We start from the raw sequence: 18,002 nt of genomic DNA on the forward strand, positions 1-18,002 counted from the left end.
CTGGCGGCGCGCTTCGCTATTGGTCAAATCCCGATTGTCGCCCTAAAGTGAGCGACCACCGCACACAGAGTGACTCCCCTTGGCGCCGCGTTCCCTGATCCGTCGTTTGCTCGGTAAAAAACACCCCACCCACGACGACTCCCCCATCCCCACCTTCTTTCAGACCAAGGCCGAGCAGCACGGCTATACCCTCAGCGCCGCACAGGCCCGGGCGATTGCGGCGATGGCGCGCGAGACCCACCACCTGCTCGCCGGCCAGCCCACCCGCAGCCTGTATTTGCACGGGCCGGTGGGGCGCGGCAAAAGTTGGCTGCTGGACGGGTTTTTCCAGGCATTGCCGATCGCCGAAAAACAACGCGTGCATTTCCATGATTTTTTCGCCCGCCTGCACCGGGGCATGTTCGCCCACCGTCAGCACCACGACGCACTGGCGGTGACCCTGGATGCGCTGCTGGACGGCTGCCGCGTGCTGTGTTTCGACGAATTCCATGTCCACGATATCGGCGATGCGATGCTGATCAACCGCCTGTTCAAGGCGTTGTTCCAACGTCGCGTCCTGGTGCTGGTGACGTCCAATTATCCGCCGCAAGGGCTGTTGCCCAACCCGCTGTACCACGAGCGATTCAAGCCGGTGATCGACCTGATCGCGGCGCGCATGGACGTGCTGGAAGTCAGCTCGCCCAAGGACTTCCGCAGCCTGCCCCAGGCCCATGCCGAACAGCGCTTCAGCAGCGGTCGGTACGTGTGGCCGGGTACACCGGCGCAGCGAACCGCGCTCGGGCTGCCGGCCACGGATTGCCCGGCGCAGGTGCTGACGGTCGGCAACCGCCAGTTGCGCTGCCGCAGCCAGCAGGCACGGCGCATCGCCTTCACCTTCCATGACCTCTGCGAACAACTCACGGCGGTGATGGATTACCTGCTGCTGTGCCAGGACTTCGACGAGTGGATCATCGACGGGCTGCCGCACCTGGCAGACTGCCCGATCGCCGTGCAACAGCGCTTTATCAACCTGGTGGACGTGCTCTACGACCAGGATAAACAGCTGATCCTGATCGGCGCGCACCCGCTGGAGCAGGCCTTGAGCGGCCAGGCCATCGATCTGGCGCGCACCGCCAGTCGCCTGAACCAATTGCAGGCGGTCCACCCGCAACACACACCCGACCCGGTATCATGAGCGCCTTTTTACGCCCCCTTGCCGAGTGACCGCGCCGTTCATGAATACCCTCGCCCAACTCAAGGCCGGCCAATTGGCCGGCATCCAGCGCCTGGACCTGTCCTGTGGGCTGACCGAATTCCCCCGGGAAATATTCGAACTGGCCGACTCCCTGGAAATCCTCAACCTCAGCGGCAATGCCCTGAGCAGCCTGCCCGACGACCTGCATCGCCTGCCGCACCTGCGTGTGTTGTTCTGCTCGGACAACGCCTTTACCGAACTGCCGGCCTGCCTGGGCCAATGCGCAAAGCTGAGCATGATCGCCTTCAAGGCCAACCGTATCCGCCACGTGCCGGCCGCCGCGTTGCCGCCGCTGTTGCGCTGGTTGATCCTCACCGATAACTGCATCAGCCAACTGCCCGACGAATTGGGCGAGCGGCCGCTGCTGCAAAAACTGATGCTGGCCGGCAACCACCTGGCGCACCTGCCGCCAAGCCTGGCCAATTGTCACAACCTGGAGCTGATCCGCATCGCCTCCAACCGCCTCACCGGCCTGCCCGATTGGCTCCTGGCGCTGCCCAGCCTGACCTGGCTGGCCTACGCCGGCAACCCGGTGGAAACGGCGGCGGACGTGGCCGCCGACGATGCGACGCCCGACATTCCATGGTCGGCGCTGGAACTGGCCGAGGTGCTCGGGGAAGGCGCCTCCGGGGTGATCCGCAAGGCGCTCTGGCAGCCCTCGGCCAAGCCGGTGGCGGTCAAGCTGTACAAAGGCAGCATCACCAGCGACGGCTCACCGCTGCACGAAATGCAGGCATGCATTGCCGCCGGGTTGCACCCCAACCTGATCAAGGTGGAAGGCCGCGTGGTTGGCCACCCCGACGACCAGGCCGCGCTGGTGATGGACCTGATCGAGCCGAGCTACCGCAACCTCGCCGCCCTGCCGAGCCTGGCGTCCTGCACCCGCGACATCTACGAACCGGCTACCCGCTTCAGCCTCGCGGTGGCATTGCGCATGGCTCGCGGCATCGCCTCGGTGGGCGCGCACCTGCACCGCCATGGCATCACCCATGGCGACCTGTACGGCCACAATATTCTGTGGAACGCGGCGGGCGACTGCTTGCTCGGGGATTTCGGCGCGGCGTCGTTCCATGCCACCGCCGACACCCTGGAAACCCGGGCACTGCAACGCATTGAAGTGCGTGCGTTCGGAGTGTTGCTCGGGGAGTTGTTGCAGCGGATCGACGTAGGCTTGAGCGACACCACACGCCAGATCCTGGAAGGCTTGCAGGCGCGCTGCTGTCAGCCCGAAGTGCTGGCGCGGCCGGGCTTCGAGGAAGTCGAAGCGCTGCTGCAATCTATTCCACAGCACTGAACCCAATGTGGGAGGGGGCTTGGTCCCGATGGCTGTGGCCCATTCAACATCATCGTTGACTGACACACCGCTATCGGGAGCAAGCCCCCTCCCACAGTTTTGAGCGCGTTTATTCAGGCATGGATCAGCCGGCCAGGCCGACGAACATATCCTGCACGTCGTCATGGTTGTCCAGGCCTTCGAGGAAGGCTTCGACTTCAGCCATCTGCTCGTCGGTCAACCCCGTCACCGGGTTCTTCGCGATATAGCCCAGTTTGGCCGACAGCACGGTAAAACCCTGCTCCGGCAGCGCTTTCTGCACGGCGTCGAGGTCGGTGGTTTCGGTGATGAACAGGGTGGTGCCCTCTTCTTCGCCCTCTTCGAAATCCTGGGCGCCGGCTTCAATGGCCGCCATTTCAGGATCGGCGTCCGGGCTGTCCGGCGCGGCTTCGATCAGGCCGACGTGGTTGAAGTCCCAGGCCACGGAGCCGGAAGCGCCCAGTTGGCCCTTGCGGAACGCCACGCGGATTTCCGCCACGGTGCGGTTGATGTTGTCGGTCACGCACTCAACGATCAGCGGCACCTGATGCGGGGCGAACCCTTCGTAGGTCACGCGGTGGTACTGCACGGTTTCCCCGAGCAGACCGGCGCCTTTCTTGATGGCGCGGTCCAGGGTTTCCTTGGGCATCGAGGCTTTTTTGGCCTGCTCCACCACCAGACGCAAGTGGGCGTTGGTCGCGGTGTCGGCACCGTTACGGGCAGCGATGGTGATCTCTTTCACCAGTTTGCCGAAGATCTTGCCCTTGGCATTGGCTGCCGCTTCTTTATGTTTGACTTTCCACTGTGCGCCCATGACTTGCTCTCTTCCTCATCCATCGCGCCGAGACGTCTACTGGCCGGCGCTTTGGGGGCAGAGTTTATAGGGCAAAAACGCAACGTTCCACCAAAAAACCTTCACGGCGCCAGCTCGAAAAACGCCTGAATCAAACGCAGCGACCGACGGCGCTCCATGCACCCCAACATGTGTCGGTTGAGCAGCCCCTGCCCGTGGATCGGCAGCGCACACACGCGCGGGTCCGGGCTGACCTCCATCGAGGACACCACGCCAACCCCCAACTCGGCGGCAACGGCTTCGGTCACCGCTTCACGGCTGTCCAGCTCCAGCAGCACTTTCGGCTGCACCCCGGCGCCGAGGCAGGCGTGATCGAAGGTGCGCCGGGTAATGGAGCCTGGCTCGCGCAGCACCATGATCACCTCATGCAATTGCTCCAACTGAATGCCCTGGGCCAGCGTCGCCCATGGGTGGCTGGCCGGCACCAACGCGCAGATCCGCGATTCGCCCAGCGCCTGCAAGTGCAGGCCGTTGCGTGGTTCGACTTCGGTGAGCACCGCCACATCCGCATGCTCGGACAGCAGCGCTGCCAGGGTTTCCTGGGCATTGCCCAGGCGCAGGTTCACGGTGATCCCTGGGTAACGCGCGCGCAGGCTGGCGATCATCGGCATCACCAGGTGCGGGCCATCGGCCGCCACTTCGAGGCGCCCGCTGAGCAACTGCCGATTGGCCTCCAGCAGGGCCTGGGCTTCGTCCACCAGGCCAAAGATCGCCCGGGTGATCGCTGCCAGGCGTGTCCCCTCTTCGGTCAACTCGACGCGCCGCGCGGTGCGGCGCAACAAGGGGATCTGGTAGTGCTCTTCGAGGGCCTTGATGTGCCCGGTCACCGCCGGCTGGCTGATGAACAACCGCGCCGCGGCGCGGGTAAAGCTGCCCTCGCGGGCCACTGCGTCGAATGCGCGCAGTTGGAACAAATTCATGTTGAGTGACCTTTCTATCGGCCTGACTGATAGCTCGCATAACAACAAACAATTTGATTGATGACAAGCCAAACTGCAATTTAGGCGCCGTAACGTCCACCCCGAACACTTTGCGAGGACTTGAAATGAGCAGCGCCGCGCCGATCCTGCTGACCCCAGGCCCCCTGACCACCTCTGCCCGCACCCGCCAGGCAATGCTGGTGGACTGGGGTTCATGGGATGAGCGCTTCAATCAACTGACCGCCAGCGTCTGCTCGCAACTGCTGGCGATCCTCAACGGCGCCGCCACTCACCATTGCGTGCCGTTGCAAGGCAGCGGCACCTTCGCCGTCGAAGCGGCCATCGGCACCCTGGTGCCACGCAACGGCAAGGTGCTGGTGCTGATCAACGGCGCCTATGGCAAGCGCCTGGCGAAGATCTGCGAAGTGCTCGGCCGCGATTTCAGCACCTTTGAAACCGCCGAAGACGAACCCTGCAGCGCCGCCGACGTCGACCGCCTGCTGCACGCCGACCCGGCCATCACTCACGTCGCGTTGATCCATTGCGAAACCAGTACCGGCCTGCTCAACCCGCTGCCGCAGATCGCCCAGGCGGTCAAAGAGCATGGCAAGCGCCTGATCGTCGACGCGATGAGTTCCTTCGGCGCGCTGCCGATCGATGCCCGCGAAGTACCGTTCGACGCCCTCATCGCCGCCTCGGGCAAGTGCCTGGAAGGCGTGCCGGGCATGGGCTTTGTCTTCGCTGAAAAACACGCGCTGGGCGCCGCCCAAGGCAACTGCCACTCCCTGACGCTGGACCTGTTCGAGCAACACGAATACATGACCAGGACCGGCCAGTGGCGCTTCACCCCACCGACCCACGTGGTCGCCGCGCTGCACGAAGCGCTGCTGCAATACCACGAAGACGGCGGCCTGCCCGCGCGCCAGCGACGCTATGCCAACAATTGCCAGGTGCTGCTGGACGGCATGGCCGAACTGGGCCTGCGCAGCTTCCTGCCGACGGCGATCCAGGCACCGATCATCGTCACCTTCCATGCGCCGACAGACCCGCACTACCAGTTCAAGGCGTTCTACGAACGGGTCAAGGCCAAGGGTTTCATTCTATACCCCGGCAAATTGACCGAAGTGGACACCTTTCGCGTGGGCTGCATCGGCCACGTCGATGCGGCCGAGATGCGCGCGGCGGTCGCGGCCATTGCGCAGGCGCTGCACGCGATGCAAGTGCTGGACATCTGATTGCCCTTTTTACCCCCAGGATCTGAACCATGAACTATCAACACCCCGATACCCTGCAGGCTGTCATCCTCGACTGGGCCGGCACCGTGGTCGACTTCGGCTCGTTCGCGCCGACGCAGATTTTTGTCGAAGCCTTCGCCGAGTTCGGCGTACAGGTCTCCATCGAAGAAGCCCGTGGCCCGATGGGCATGGGCAAATGGGACCATATCCGCACCCTGTGCAACCAGCCGCAGGTCGCCGAGCGTTACCGCCAGGCGTTCGGCCGCATGCCCAGCGACGAGGACGTGACCGCGATCTACCAGCGCTTCATGCCGCTGCAGATCGAAAAGATCGCCGAGCACTCGGCGCTGATCCCCGGCGCCCTCGACTGCATCGCTGTGCTGCGTGCGCAAGGGCTCAAGATCGGTTCCTGTTCCGGCTATCCCAAGCAAGTGATGGACAAGGTCGTCGCGCTGGCCGCCACCAACGGCTACGTCGCCGACCATGTGGTCGCCACCGACGAAGTGCCCAACGGCCGCCCATGGCCGGCGCAGGCCCTGGCCAACGTGATCGCCCTGGGCGTTGACGATGTGGCGGCATGCGTCAAGGTCGACGACACCGTACCGGGCATTCTCGAAGGCCGTCGCGCCGGGATGTGGACCGTGGCGCTGACCTGTTCCGGCAACGCCCTGGGCCTGACCTACGCGCAGTTCCGCGCCCTGGACAGCGCCGGCCTGGCCCATGAGCGCACGCGTATCGAAGCGATGTTCGAAGGTTCGCGCCCGCACTACATGATCGACACCATCAGCGACCTGCCAGCGGTGATCGCCGACATCAACCAGCGCCTGGCCCGCGGTGAAATGCCGCAAAGCCACTGATCGAGGTCAACTCAACGGCATTCGCGCCGAGCAAACCCTGCAAAACAGGCTTACAGTAAAAGGACTTCGTCGCCAAAGAACGGAGGTTTGCCCTGATGAGTGAGGAATCAAGCGATGCCGTGGAAAAATTCCGATTCACGTTACAGCACCATGTCGATTGCGTTGCACTGGTTGATGGTGGTGCTGCTGGCGGTGGTCTACGCCTGTATTGAGTTTCGCGGGATCTTCCCCAAAGGCAGTGGCGGGCGAGCGCTGATCGTGGAAATGCACTTCATGTTCGGCCTGACCGTGTTTGTGCTGGTCTGGCTGCGCCTGTTTGCCCGCTCGCTGGGGGTCGCACCGAAAATCGTACCGGCACCGCCGCAATGGCAGAGCCTGCTGGCGACCCTGATGCACTTTGCACTGTATGCCTTCATGATCGGTATGCCGATCGCCGGCTGGCTGATCGTCAGCGCCCAAGGGCATTCCGTGATGTTCTATGGGATCGAGTTACCGCCCCTGATCGGCGAAAACAAGGACTTGTCCAAGCAGATCAAAGAGTGGCACGAGCTGGGCGGCTCCATCGGTTATTGGTTGATCGGCCTGCATGCCGTGGCGGGTCTGTACCACCACTACTTCATCCGCGATAACACTGTGTTGCGCATGCTGCCCAAGCGTTAGGCAGCCAACCCTCGGCGGCCTTGCAAGCCGCCGGTGTGGACGAAGATCAGACGCGTGCCGGGAGGGAAGCGTCCGGCTTCGACCTGTTGCTTCAACGCCAGCAGTGCCTTGCCGGTATAGAGCGGCTCCAGCGGCAGGCCGCAGGCCCGTTGCGTGGTCTCGATAAAGTCGAGCAACCACGGGTCGACCTTGGCGAAGCCGCCCCGGCTGGCGTCCAACAACGCAAAGCCGTCCTGCACGATGGCGCGCACGTTCTGCGCCACGCCGTGATCGTCCGGCACCGCCATTGCACCGTACACCGGATGTCCCCCCGCCTCGGCCAACGCCAGCCCGGCCACAGTCGTGCCGGTGCCTGCCGCCAGCCACCATGCGTCGTAATCGTCCCACCCCACGTTGCTCAATTGCGCACGCGCCTGCTCGACCAATACGCCGCAACCCAACGCCCCGGCGATGCCCCCGCCGCCTTCGGGCACCGGGTAGAGATGGGGATAATGTTCGTGCCACGGCTGCCAGAAACCGGGTTCATGCCGCGCGCGGTAGCCGCCATAGCCCAGCCAATGCAACTGCATGCCGAAGGCTTTCAGATCGAGAACGGTGGGTGTGTCTTGGGGATGGCCGCGCAACAGGCCGACGGTGGGAAAATCAAAACGCTTGCCGGCCGCCGCCAGCGCATGCAGGTGGTTGGAGTACGCCCCGCCGAGGCTGATGATCCCGTCGGCACCGGCCTGTTGCGCCAGGGCCAGGTGTTCGCTGAGCTTGAACCACTTGTTGCCGCTGATCAGCGGGTCGATGCGGTCCAGGCGCAGCACGGCCAATTCGACCCCGTTCAGCCAATCCAGCGGCAGCGGTTCCAGGGGCGCATGGGGGAGCCAGTCGAAAGGGCCCATCGGCGCAAGTCCGTATGAAAAAGGGGCAGTAGTCTAACACTGCCCCTTCTCGGCGTTTTACAACTCAGCTGCCAGGCGCGAGCCCTGGTTGATGGCGCGCTTGGCGTCGAGTTCGGCGGCGACATCGGCACCGCCGATCAGGTGCACGTTCTGGCCCGCAGCGACCAGGCCGTCCTGCAATTCGCGCAACGGGTCCTGGCCAGCGCAGATCACAATGTTGTCCACCGCCAACAACTGCGGCTCGCCCTCGGCGCCGATGCGGATATGCAGGCCCGCGTCGTCGATCTTCAGGTACTCGACGCTGTTGAGCATCTGCACCTGCTTGTTCTTCAACCCGGTGCGGTGAATCCAGCCGGTGGTCTTGCCCAGCCCGTCGCCGACCTTGGAAGCCTTGCGCTGCAGCAGGAACACCTCGCGCGCCGGCGGGTGCGGTTGCGGCTTGATCCCGGCGACGCCGCCACGCGCTTGCAACTGCGTGTCGATGCCCCACTCTTTCCAGAACGCGTCGCGGTCCAGGCTGGTGGACACGCCTTGATGCACGAGGAACTCCGACACGTCGAAGCCGATACCGCCGGCACCGATCACCGCGACGCGCTTGCCCACGGGTTTGCGCTCGAGGATCACGTCGAGGTAGCTCAGCACCTTCGGGTTATCGATGCCCGCAATTGCCGGCGTGCGCGGGGCGATACCGGTGGCGAGGATGATCTCGTCGTACCCGCCTGCCGTGAGTTGCGCGACGTCGACGCGGGTGTTGAGGCACACCTCCACATGGGTGGTCTGCAATTTGCGGTTGAAATAACGCAGGGTCTCGAAAAACTCTTCCTTGCCCGGCACGCGCTTGGCGATGTTGAACTGGCCACCGATCTCGCTGGCCGAATCGAACAACGTCACCTGATGGCCGCGTTCGGCCGCCACCGTGGCAGCGGCCAGGCCCGCGGGACCGGCGCCGACCACGGCGATTTTCTTGATCTGTTTGACCGGCAGATAGTTGAGCTCGGTCTCGTAGCACGCGCGCGGGTTGACCAGGCAGGTGGTCAACTTGCCGCCGAAGGTGTGGTCGAGGCAGGCCTGGTTGCAACCGATGCAGGTGTTGATTTCATCGGCACGACCGGCCGCGGCCTTGTTGACGAACTCCGGGTCGGCGAGGAACGGCCGCGCCATCGAGACCATATCGGCATCGCCTGCGGCGAGGATCTGCTCGGCAATCTCCGGGGTGTTGATGCGGTTGGTGGTGATCAGCGGGATCTGCACCGCGCCGCGCAATTTGGCGGTGACTTTACTGAACGCGCCCCGCGGCACCTTGGTGGCGATGGTCGGAATGCGCGCTTCGTGCCAACCGATCCCGGTGTTGATGATGCTCGCACCGGCCTGCTCGATGGCCTTGGCCAGTTGCACGATTTCTTCCCAACTGCTGCCGCCTTCCACCAGATCGAGCATCGACAGGCGGAAGATAATGATGAAGTTCGGGCCGACGGCTTCGCGCACCCGGCGCACGATCTCTACCGCCAAACGCATGCGGTTTTCGTAGCTGCCGCCCCAACGGTCGGTGCGGTGGTTGGTGTGGGCGGCGAGGAACTGGTTGATGAAGTAGCCTTCGGAACCCATGATTTCCACGCCGTCGTATTCGGCGGACTGCGCCAGCAGCGAGCAGGTGACGAAATCCTGGATCTGTTTCTCGATGCCCGCTTCGTCCAGTTCCTTGGGCTTGAACGGGTTGATCGGCGCCTGGATCGCGCTCGGTGCCACCTGCTTGGGGCTGTAGGCATAACGGCCGGCGTGGAGGATCTGCATGCAGATCTTGCCGCCGGCTTCGTGTACGGCGCGGGTCACGATCTTGTGCTTCTGCGCCTCTTCGTCGGTGGTCAGCTTGGCCGCGCCGGAATACACCCCACCTTCATCGTTCGGGCCAATGCCGCCGGTGACCATCAGGCCCACGCCGCCACGGGCGCGCTCGGCGAAGTAGGCCGCCATACGTTCGAAACCGCCCGGTTTTTCTTCCAGCCCCGTGTGCATCGAGCCCATCAGGGTACGGTTGCGCAAGGTGGTAAAACCCAGGTCCAACGGGGCCAGCAGGTGCGGGTACGCAGCAGCGGTCATGGTCAAGCTCCACAACGGATCATCACGGGACGTGGCACGCTCTTACGGCTTGCCATCGGTTTATGTCCCACAGACTAAGAGGCGTTCGGCTAGCACTCAATGACCGAAACTGACAAGTTATTGATCCAAATGCACAGCGCCCCTTGGCAAGCCGAGCCGCGGGCCCTACCCTAGTCGCGAACCCCGCACTCGGTCCGTTGTCTGTTTCCCCATGCGTAAACTTCTCGCTTTTACCGTCACCCTGGCGCTGGTTGCCGCCGTCGCCGCCTATCTGGTCTGGACCCAGGAACGCCCCGTGGCGCATTACCTGTCCGACCTGCGCATCACCCTGGCCGTCAACGAAGGCCAGCCTGCCGATCGCGGCAACCTGCTGGGCATTCAGCCGGAGCTGTTCCCTGGCGACTACCAGAGCCTGGAACGCCTGCACCTGAAGCTCGCGGCCTACCTGCAAACGGCGCGAAACCAGGGGCTGATCAATGAAAAAACCATCGTGGTGCTGCCGGAACATATCGGCACCTGGCTGATGCTCCGCGGCGAAAAAAACGAGCTGTATCAGGCGACCCACCTGAAAGATGCGATGAACTGGCTGTCGATCAGCAACCCGCTGCAGTTCATGCGCGCCTGGATCAGCGCCACCGGCGACAACCGCATGGACGACGCATACTTGCGCATGAAAGCCCCGGCAATGGCGCGGGACTACCAAGCGCTGTTCGGCGGCCTGGCCAAGGAGTTTGGCGTGACCCTGGTGGCCGGTTCCATCGCGTTGCCCAACCCCAGCGTGAGCGAGGGGCAACTGCAGGTCGGGCATGGCGCGCTGTACAACGCCAGCCTGGTATTTGCGGCCGATGGCCTGCCCCTGGGCCAGCCGCAGCGTCAGCTCTACCCGATCTACGACGAGCGCGGCTTCATTGCGCCCGGGGATGAAAACACCGTCAGCGTGGTCGACACCCCGGCCGGACGCCTGGGCATCCTGATCGGCAGCGACAGCTGGTACCCGGACAACTACCGCAAGCTCAATGAGCAAGGTGCAAGGTTGATCGCCGTCCCCGCGTTTGTTATCGGCCGCGACACCTGGGGCCGCCCTTGGCGCGGCTTCAAAAGCGTGTCGACGCCCGCGGAAATCAGCCTCAAACCCGAAGAACTCAGCGAAGGCGAAGCCTGGCGACGCCTGACCTTGATCAGCCAGCCGCCCATCAGCCAGGCCATTGCGGGCATGAGCGTATTTCTGCGCGGGCAGTTCTGGGACCTGGGCAGCGCCGGCCAGAGCTTTCTCAGCAGCAACGGCCAGGTGTTCGCCGACGGCGACGCCCGTGGCGCGCGCTTGCTGAATATCTGGCTGTAACGCCGTGAAGCCGGTACGCCTGGGGGATCTGTCGGTGGGCTTCGTGCACACCCTGGCCGACGCCATCAGCAGCCACGGCCTGGACCCGCAACCGCTGTTGCTGCAATACGGCCTGGACCCGGTACGGCTCGCCGAAGCCGGCGCGCGCTTGTCGATCCCGCGTTACATGCGCCTGGGCCATGCCGCCATTCAACTGACTGGCGATCCGAGCCTCGGCCTGCGCATGGGCCAGTCGAGCCGCTTGAGCCAGGCCGGCCTGGCCGGCGTCACGGCCGCCCAGGCGCCCAACGTGCGCGAAGCGGCCCGCACCCTCACGCGCTTTGAAGCGCTGTACGGCTCCAACTATCGCGGGCAGTCGAGCTTTCATGAAGACGCCGAAGGCGCGTGGCTGCGTTTCTACTCCATCAGCCCGTATAACGCCTATAACCGCTTTGTGGTCGACTCGATCATCGCCGGCTGGCTGCACCAACTGTCGAGCCTGGCCCAGCAGCCGGTGCAGGCGCAGCGCATCGAGATCGAATTCGAAGCACCGGACTACAGCGAACAATACAGCGTGCTGGGTGACAGCCCGGTCCACTTCGGCGCCGAGGCCAATCAACTGCGCCTGAGCCAGACAACCCTGGCGCTGCGCAACCCGGAGCATTGCCCGAGTACCTGGCAACTGCTGTTACAACTGTGTGAAAGGGAGTTGGAGCAGTTGACCCGCACCCGCAGCCTGCGCGAGCGCATTACCCGCTTGCTCGGGCCGATGCTCAATGGCGGCCGGGAACCCGACCTGGAAGAAGTGGCGGCGCGCTTGAAGCTGCCGACCTGGACCCTGCGCCGCAAACTGGCCGATGAAGGCACTCAGTTCCGGGCGATCCTCAACGATACCCGCCGCGACCTGGCCATGACCTATATCCGCGATACGGAACTGGCATTCGGCGAGATCGCCTACTTGCTCGGTTTTGCCTCGGCCCAGGCCTTTCAACGGGCGTTCAGGCGATGGAATAACCAAACCCCAGGGGAATTTCGCCGCAGTCAGCGGCAATCCGCCTGAAGCCGGTCTTACAGCTCAGTAGCGTCGTCGGCAGGGTCCAAAGGGTCCCATTCAAAGGCCTGGTACTCCAGCAGTTCTTCTTGGTAATCGTCCATGGTGAACTCCTTCTTGAGTTGAAAGCAGCCGCAGGTAAATGACCTGCACAGCCAGCCTAATGTGCCGTGATGACGGAAAAATGTCGGTGTCATGACGTTCCTGCACGTTCAGATTAAACGTAGCAGCGTTGTGCGGATTTAGCACTGGGTCATCGAAAAACAATTGCAACCATTGCAATTGCAATTATAAGTCGATTTCCCTTAGGGTAAGCCTCCCTTGCCGAGGAGTCAGACCGATGATTGCCACCACCGCGCACGCCGCACAGCTTTGCTGTGATGCGTTGAACCAGGCCGGACATACACGAAGTTCGCCATTGCACACCGTCATGAGCATGGCCAACACCCTGGAAGCCAGCCGGCAGGCCTGGGTGATTCGCGGCCAGTCCCGTTCCCGGCGCGTGGGCAGTTGGCCCGTCTGGTTTGCGCGCAAAACTGCGGAAAAACCGTTGCTGTACCTGCACAGCGCGGTGTCGTCGGCACAACTGTGTGCCTTATCGGCCGAGACGGCACAGCGCGGCATCCTATGCAACGACATCGAAACCCAACCCTCGGCCTGGCCCAAGGGCGCACAGCCTTCTCTCCCGCTGTGGCTGGCGAGCAATCCGCATTGCACACCCTACGATCCTGCCACGGGTGAGGAAGTCCGGGCGATTGTGCTGGCGGGACTGCGCACCTTGTATATCGACGGCAAGCCCGGGTTTTACTACCTGGCGCTGCATGACGACGACAACGCAGTACCGTTGACCGAGCAGGACCGTGAAGATGCGCTCAAGGGTATGTATCCGCTCCAGCGCGATGCCCCAGGGGACGTGCGCTTGCTCGGCGCAGGTCGGGCGCTTGAAGAGGTCGTGCAGGCCAAACGCTTGTTGGCAGAGGACTGGAATATCACCGCGCAGCTGTGGAGTTGCCCCAGCTACACGCGGCTGGCCCGAGAGGCCGCAGCCGCCGAACGCTGGAATCGCCTGCACCCCACCGCCCCCAGACGCAGCAGCCACTTGCGCGAGTGCCTGGCCGGGAATGCCGCGCCGGTGATTGCAGTGACCGGCTATGCACAGCCGATTGTCGACCCGTTGGCGGCTTACGTGGATGCGCGGTTCGTGGGGCTGGGCGCGGGCTCGGTGCAGGCATCGGCGCCCAGTCGCTATTGGATTGCGGTGTCTGCATTGAGCGCCCTGGCGAAGGACGGGCTCATCGCTGCACAGCAGGTCGAACGGGCGATGAAGCGCTACTCACTGCAATGAGCCGGAATGCGAACAACGGCGCAAGGGGCTTGCTCCCGATAGCGGTGGGTCAGTCGACAGCCGTCTGCTTTCGGGACCCAGTCATCTTCCACGTTGAATCGTCGTGTCTCAGGATTTGCGCCGGTTACGGACCTGCACACCGGCCTCCATCGCCAACCCGGCAGTACGTTCCAGGGCTTCGGCAAACCCCTGGCGCTGCTCCGGTGCGATCTGCGACAGGAACAGCTCATCTACCGTGCTTTCGTAGATGCCCCACATCTTTTTGCGCAACACCCGGCCGGCCTCGGTGATCGTGGCAAACGCGGCACGGCCGTCGCCGTCGGAACGGGAGCGCACCACCAGGCCGTCTTTTTCCAGGCGGTCCACCAGGCGCGTCAGGTTGTAGCGCTCGATGGCCAGCACATCGGCCAATTCATGCATGCGCCGAGTACCTTCGGGGCCGCTTTCCAGGCCCCACAATGCGTCGTACCAGGCGTAGGGCGGCAGGTCGGCCGCAGCCAGGCGCCGCTCGATTTCACGGATGACCGTCCTGTGGGCCCTGACAAAACGGAACCAGACATCAGGCTCTTTCGACGACATGCAACACCATCCGGGGAATTTCAAGAAGGTTGCAATAGTAGCTCATCCCGCGCTAGATTCAGACATGTAGTTGCAATTGCAACTATATGCGCGCCGCTCCCACAAGGAGCACGCTGCTTGATATTCGCCGACCCTGGAGCCTCACATGACCCCGAATACCGCAGTAAGACTGGACGACGACCCACAGGAAACCCGCGAATGGCTGGAAGCCATCGAATCGGTGCTGTCCACCGAAGGCCGCCCGCGTGCCCACTACCTGATCGACCAGTTGCTGGATTTCGACGTGGCGCAACATGGTGACGTCTACGGGCGGGTAACCACGCCCTACATCAACACGATCCCGCTGGACCGCCAGTTGCCCTACCCTGGCAACCTGGCCCTCGAACGCCGCACCAGTGCGTTTATCCGCTGGAACGCCATGGCCATGGTGCTGCGCGCCGGTAAACACTCCGGCGTCGGTGGGCATATCGCCACCTACGCGTCGGCCGCCGTGCTGTATGACGTCGGCTTCGACCACTTTTTCCGTGGGCGCACCGACACCTTCGATGGCGATCTGGTCTACATCCAGGGCCACTCCTCCCCCGGCATCTACGGCCGCGCGTATCTCGAAGGCCGCATCAGCGAGGCTCAGCTCGACAACTTCCGCCGCGAAACGGGCGGTGCAGGCTTGTCGTCCTACCCGCACCCACGGCTGATGCCGGATTTTTGGCAATTCCCCACCGTGTCCATGGGGCTCGGACCGATCACCGCCGCCTACCAGGCGCGCTTTATGCGCTACCTGGAGTTGCGTGCGCTCAAGCAGCACCAGGGCCGCAAGGTCTGGGCGTTCCTTGGTGATGGCGAAATGGACCAGCCGGAATCCCTGGCCGCCATTTCCCTGGCCGGGCGTGAAAAACTCGACAACCTGATCTTCGTGGTCAACTGCAACCTGCAGCGCCTGGACGGCCCAGTACGCGGCAATGCCAAGGTGATCCAGGAATTCGAAAGCCTCTACCGCGCGGCCGGCTGGAATGTGATCAAGGTTATCTGGGGCGGCGGCTGGGATGCGCTGCTGGAAAAAGACCAGAGCGGGCTGCTGCGCCAACGCATGATGGAGTGCGTGGACGGTGATTATCAGAACTACAAATCCCAGGACGGCGCCTACGTGCGCGAACATTTCTTCGGCAAATACCCGGCGTTACTGGCATTGGTTGCGGACCTCTCAGACGAGGACATCTGGAAACTCTCACGCGGCGGTCATGACCCGGACAAGGTCTATAACGCCTATGCTGCCGCCATGAGTCATTCAGGCCAACCCACGGTGATCCTGGCGAAAACCGTCAAGGGCTTCGGCATGGGCGAAGCCGGCGAAGGCCAGAACATCAACCATCAGCTGAAAAAAATGGGCGCCGACGCCGTCAGAGCGTTCCGTGATCGCTTCGGCCTGGAAGTCCCCGACGAGCAGTTGGCTGAAATTCCTTACCTCAAGCCGGCTGCCGACAGCGAAGAGGCGCGCTGCTTCGCCGCCCGGCGCCAGGCGTTGGGTGGCTACGTGCCGGCGCGCCACAGCGCCGTCGAATCGCTGCAGATTCCTGAACTGAGCGCTTTCGCGACCCAGCTCAAAGACACCGGCGAGCGCGCCATCTCTACCACCATGGCCTTTGTGCGGATCCTCGGCACACTGCTCAAGGACCCGCACCTGGGCAAGCTGATCGTGCCCATCGTGCCGGACGAATCACGCACCTTCGGCATGGAAAGCCTGTTCCGTCAGATCGGCATTCACTCCGCCGTCGGCCAGCTCTACACCCCACAGGACGCAGGGCAACTGAGCTACTACAAAGAGAGCAAGGACGGACAGATCATGCAGGAAGGTCTGAATGAGTCCGGTGCGATTTCCTCCTGGATCGCGGCGAGTACGTCCTACAGCAACCATGCTCTGATGACCGTGCCCTTCTACATCTTCTACTCGATGTTCGGCTTCCAGCGCGTCGGCGACCTGGCCTGGGCGGCAGGCGATGCCCGGGCACGCGGCTTCCTGCTGGGTGCCACGGCCGGGCGCACCACCCTGATGGGCGAAGGCTTGCAGCACGACGATGGGCATAGCCATATCCTGGCGTCGGTGATTCCGTGCTGTGTATCGTATGACCCGACTTTTGCCTACGAACTGGCGGTGATCATTCGCGAAGGCATGCGGCGCATGTATGTCGAGCAGGAGGACATTTACTACTACATCACCCTGCTCAACGAGAACTACCCGCACCCGGCAATGCCCGAAGGCGTGGAAGAAGGCATTCTCAAGGGCTTGTATCCGCTGAGCACACACCAGCAGGCACAGGTGCAATTGATGGGCAGCGGTTCGATCCTGCGGGAAGTGATCGCCGCGGCAGCGTTGCTCGACAAGGATTTTGCCGTACACAGCAGCGTATGGAGTGCGCCCAGCCTGACCGAGCTGCGCCGTGACGGGCATGAAGCCGAACGCTGGAACCTGTTGCACCCGGAACACGAGCCGCGCTTGAGTTACGTCGAGCAATGCTTGGCCGGGCATACGGGTCCGGTGCTGGTGGCCACTGACTACATGAAGCTGTTCGCCGACCAGATCCGCCCCTTTGTGCCGAACCGACGCTTTGTAGCGCTGGGCACGGACGGCTTCGGGCAGTCGGATACTCGGGAGGCCTTGCGCGAGTTCTTCGAGGTGGACCGGCATTTCATTGTGCTGGCGGCACTGAAGGCGCTGGCCGATGACGGGCTGATAGGTCGCGAGAAAATCAGTGAGGCGATCAGTCGCTACGGGATCAATGTCGACAAGACCAATCCCGTAGCGGTCTGACTTACTGCGCGGGCGTCGGCAGGGGCGGAATCGCCTCTGTCGGCGGCGGCAGGTCCGGCGTGGTTGGCGCAGGTGCCGGTGCCGGCGCAGGGCTCGGTTCTGCCTGCGGGACGATCGGCGCAGGCTCCGGTGCCGGTGTAACCGGCGTCGAGACGGCCGGCGCTACAGGTTCTTCCTTCGGCGCTGGCACCTTCTCCGCTGCCGGGGCAACTTTGGGTTCCGGCACCCCCAGTTCAGCCTTGGGCTGTTCGGGAATATGTTCGGTCTTCTTCACCTCTTGGGGCAGGAACACATCCACCAGTGCGAAGTAGCGCTCGTAGAACTTCGGCGCCGAGACAGTCTCACTCGCCACCTTCACCATCGAGTCGTCGGTGGAGCCGATCGGCATCGACACCGAGCCCAGCACACCCACACCCAGGCTGGCGGAGTTGTTGACCTTCTTCAGCGCATAACGATCCTGCAGGGCGTTGGCAAACATCGTCGAGTGGCTTTTACCTTTGCCATCATTGGCACACACCACATTGAAGCTGATCTGCATGTGAGTTTCGCCGGTCTGCTGGAAACTCTTGTTACCCACCACCAGCTTAGGATCGCTGCTGGTGATGATGTAGCCCTGGCTCAGCAAGGCACGGCGTGCGGCCTCGCACGCGGCGATGTCACTGACCGGGTAATTACGGGAGAACGTACCGGAGTCGTCGAAATTCTCGTGCTCGTAAACAGCGGTCTTGGGTGACGAGCAGCCCGTGGCGCCCGCCAACACCAGCGCCAACCCGAGGCTACGCAAGTGAAATGATGTCGACATTGAAAATCCTGAGGAAAACGGTCTGGGCGGTATTGTGCAACAG

The 18,002-nt window shown here is 63.2% G+C and carries 16 protein-coding genes; 9 read left to right on the top strand and 7 right to left on the bottom strand.

The annotated features are described in order from the left end of the window. Positions 1-79: 79 nt before the first annotated feature. Both zapE and LQ249_RS19975 read left to right on the top strand, forming a co-directional pair. On the top strand, positions 80-1,174 hold the full coding sequence (gene zapE, locus LQ249_RS19970; protein WP_232565835.1) for a cell division protein ZapE: 1,095 nt from the start codon (positions 80-82) through the stop codon (positions 1,172-1,174). A 40-nt stretch (positions 1,175-1,214) separates the two neighbouring features. Next, positions 1,215-2,528, top strand: a complete 1,314-nt coding sequence (locus LQ249_RS19975; RefSeq protein ID WP_232565836.1) for a leucine-rich repeat-containing protein kinase family protein — start codon at positions 1,215-1,217, stop codon at positions 2,526-2,528. 124 nt (positions 2,529-2,652) lie between these two features. Here LQ249_RS19975 and LQ249_RS19980 read toward each other — a convergent pair whose 3' ends face one another. Beyond that, positions 2,653-3,360: a YebC/PmpR family DNA-binding transcriptional regulator gene (locus LQ249_RS19980; RefSeq protein ID WP_017848129.1), complete on the bottom strand. Its 708-nt coding sequence runs from the start codon at positions 3,358-3,360 to the stop codon at positions 2,653-2,655. A 101-nt stretch (positions 3,361-3,461) separates the two neighbouring features. Further along, on the bottom strand, positions 3,462-4,319 hold the full coding sequence (locus LQ249_RS19985) for a LysR substrate-binding domain-containing protein (RefSeq protein WP_046382861.1): 858 nt from the start codon (positions 4,317-4,319) through the stop codon (positions 3,462-3,464). A gap of 125 nt (positions 4,320-4,444) precedes the next feature. On the opposite strand from LQ249_RS19985, the gene LQ249_RS19990 reads away from it, so the two are divergent. The 3 genes from LQ249_RS19990 (at position 4,445) to LQ249_RS20000 (ending at position 7,071) form a co-directional block, all read left to right on the top strand. Then, a complete protein-coding gene (locus LQ249_RS19990; RefSeq protein ID WP_232565837.1) occupies positions 4,445-5,554 on the top strand; it encodes a 2-aminoethylphosphonate--pyruvate transaminase in 1,110 nt (369 codons plus the stop codon). A gap of 29 nt (positions 5,555-5,583) precedes the next feature. Beyond that, positions 5,584-6,411, top strand: coding sequence for a phosphonoacetaldehyde hydrolase (gene phnX / locus LQ249_RS19995; RefSeq protein ID WP_079444226.1), 828 nt, complete (start codon positions 5,584-5,586; stop codon positions 6,409-6,411). Between the two features lie 114 nt (positions 6,412-6,525). Continuing rightward, positions 6,526-7,071, top strand: coding sequence for a cytochrome b (locus LQ249_RS20000; RefSeq protein ID WP_046382858.1), 546 nt, complete (start codon positions 6,526-6,528; stop codon positions 7,069-7,071). Here LQ249_RS20000 and LQ249_RS20005 read toward each other — a convergent pair. Both LQ249_RS20005 and LQ249_RS20010 read right to left on the bottom strand, forming a co-directional pair. Beyond that, positions 7,068-7,958 (bottom strand): 1-aminocyclopropane-1-carboxylate deaminase/D-cysteine desulfhydrase, encoded by an 891-nt coding sequence (locus LQ249_RS20005; protein ID WP_169864394.1) that lies wholly within the window; start codon positions 7,956-7,958, stop codon positions 7,068-7,070. The genes LQ249_RS20000 and LQ249_RS20005 overlap by 4 nt on opposite strands. 57 nt (positions 7,959-8,015) lie before the next feature. Continuing rightward, positions 8,016-10,055, bottom strand: a complete 2,040-nt coding sequence (locus tag LQ249_RS20010; protein WP_017848135.1) for an NADPH-dependent 2,4-dienoyl-CoA reductase — start codon at positions 10,053-10,055, stop codon at positions 8,016-8,018. Between the two features lie 211 nt (positions 10,056-10,266). Between LQ249_RS20010 and LQ249_RS20015 the strand changes: the two genes are divergently transcribed. Beyond that, positions 10,267-11,397 carry a carbon-nitrogen hydrolase family protein gene (locus LQ249_RS20015; protein WP_057004459.1) on the top strand — a complete coding sequence of 377 codons (1,131 nt, stop codon included), beginning with the start codon at positions 10,267-10,269 and terminating at the stop codon, positions 11,395-11,397. A 4-nt stretch (positions 11,398-11,401) separates the two neighbouring features. Then, the gene (locus LQ249_RS20020; RefSeq protein WP_057004460.1) at positions 11,402-12,436 is read left to right on the top strand and encodes an AraC family transcriptional regulator; all 1,035 of its coding nucleotides are present in this window, start codon (positions 11,402-11,404) and stop codon (positions 12,434-12,436) included. Positions 12,437-12,444: 8 nt separating this feature from the next. Here LQ249_RS20020 and LQ249_RS20025 read toward each other — a convergent pair whose 3' ends face one another. Next, a complete protein-coding gene (locus LQ249_RS20025; protein ID WP_126585751.1) occupies positions 12,445-12,624 on the bottom strand; it encodes a hypothetical protein in 180 nt (59 codons plus the stop codon). A 143-nt stretch (positions 12,625-12,767) separates the two neighbouring features. Here LQ249_RS20025 and LQ249_RS20030 point away from each other — a divergent pair, with 143 nt between their 5' ends. Further along, the gene (locus tag LQ249_RS20030) at positions 12,768-13,772 is read left to right on the top strand and encodes a transketolase-like TK C-terminal-containing protein (RefSeq protein ID WP_079444228.1); all 1,005 of its coding nucleotides are present in this window, start codon (positions 12,768-12,770) and stop codon (positions 13,770-13,772) included. Between the two features lie 108 nt (positions 13,773-13,880). Here the strand turns inward: LQ249_RS20030 and LQ249_RS20035 are convergent, their stop codons facing one another. Then, positions 13,881-14,351, bottom strand: coding sequence for a MarR family winged helix-turn-helix transcriptional regulator (locus LQ249_RS20035; RefSeq protein ID WP_017848139.1), 471 nt, complete (start codon positions 14,349-14,351; stop codon positions 13,881-13,883). Between the two features lie 145 nt (positions 14,352-14,496). Between LQ249_RS20035 and aceE the strand changes: the two genes are divergently transcribed. Next, positions 14,497-17,157, top strand: coding sequence for a pyruvate dehydrogenase (acetyl-transferring), homodimeric type (gene aceE, locus LQ249_RS20040; protein ID WP_232565838.1), 2,661 nt, complete (start codon positions 14,497-14,499; stop codon positions 17,155-17,157). Position 17,158: 1 nt separating this feature from the next. On the opposite strand, the gene LQ249_RS20045 is transcribed toward aceE, so the two are convergent. After that, positions 17,159-17,959: a DUF2242 domain-containing protein gene (locus LQ249_RS20045; RefSeq protein ID WP_057004463.1), complete on the bottom strand. Its 801-nt coding sequence runs from the start codon at positions 17,957-17,959 to the stop codon at positions 17,159-17,161. Positions 17,960-18,002: the final 43 nt, after the last annotated feature.

Origin of the sequence: Pseudomonas sp. 7-41, from assembly GCF_021233075.1 — a bacterium.
In the GTDB taxonomy this organism is placed as follows: domain Bacteria; phylum Pseudomonadota; class Gammaproteobacteria; order Pseudomonadales; family Pseudomonadaceae; genus Aquipseudomonas; species Aquipseudomonas veronii.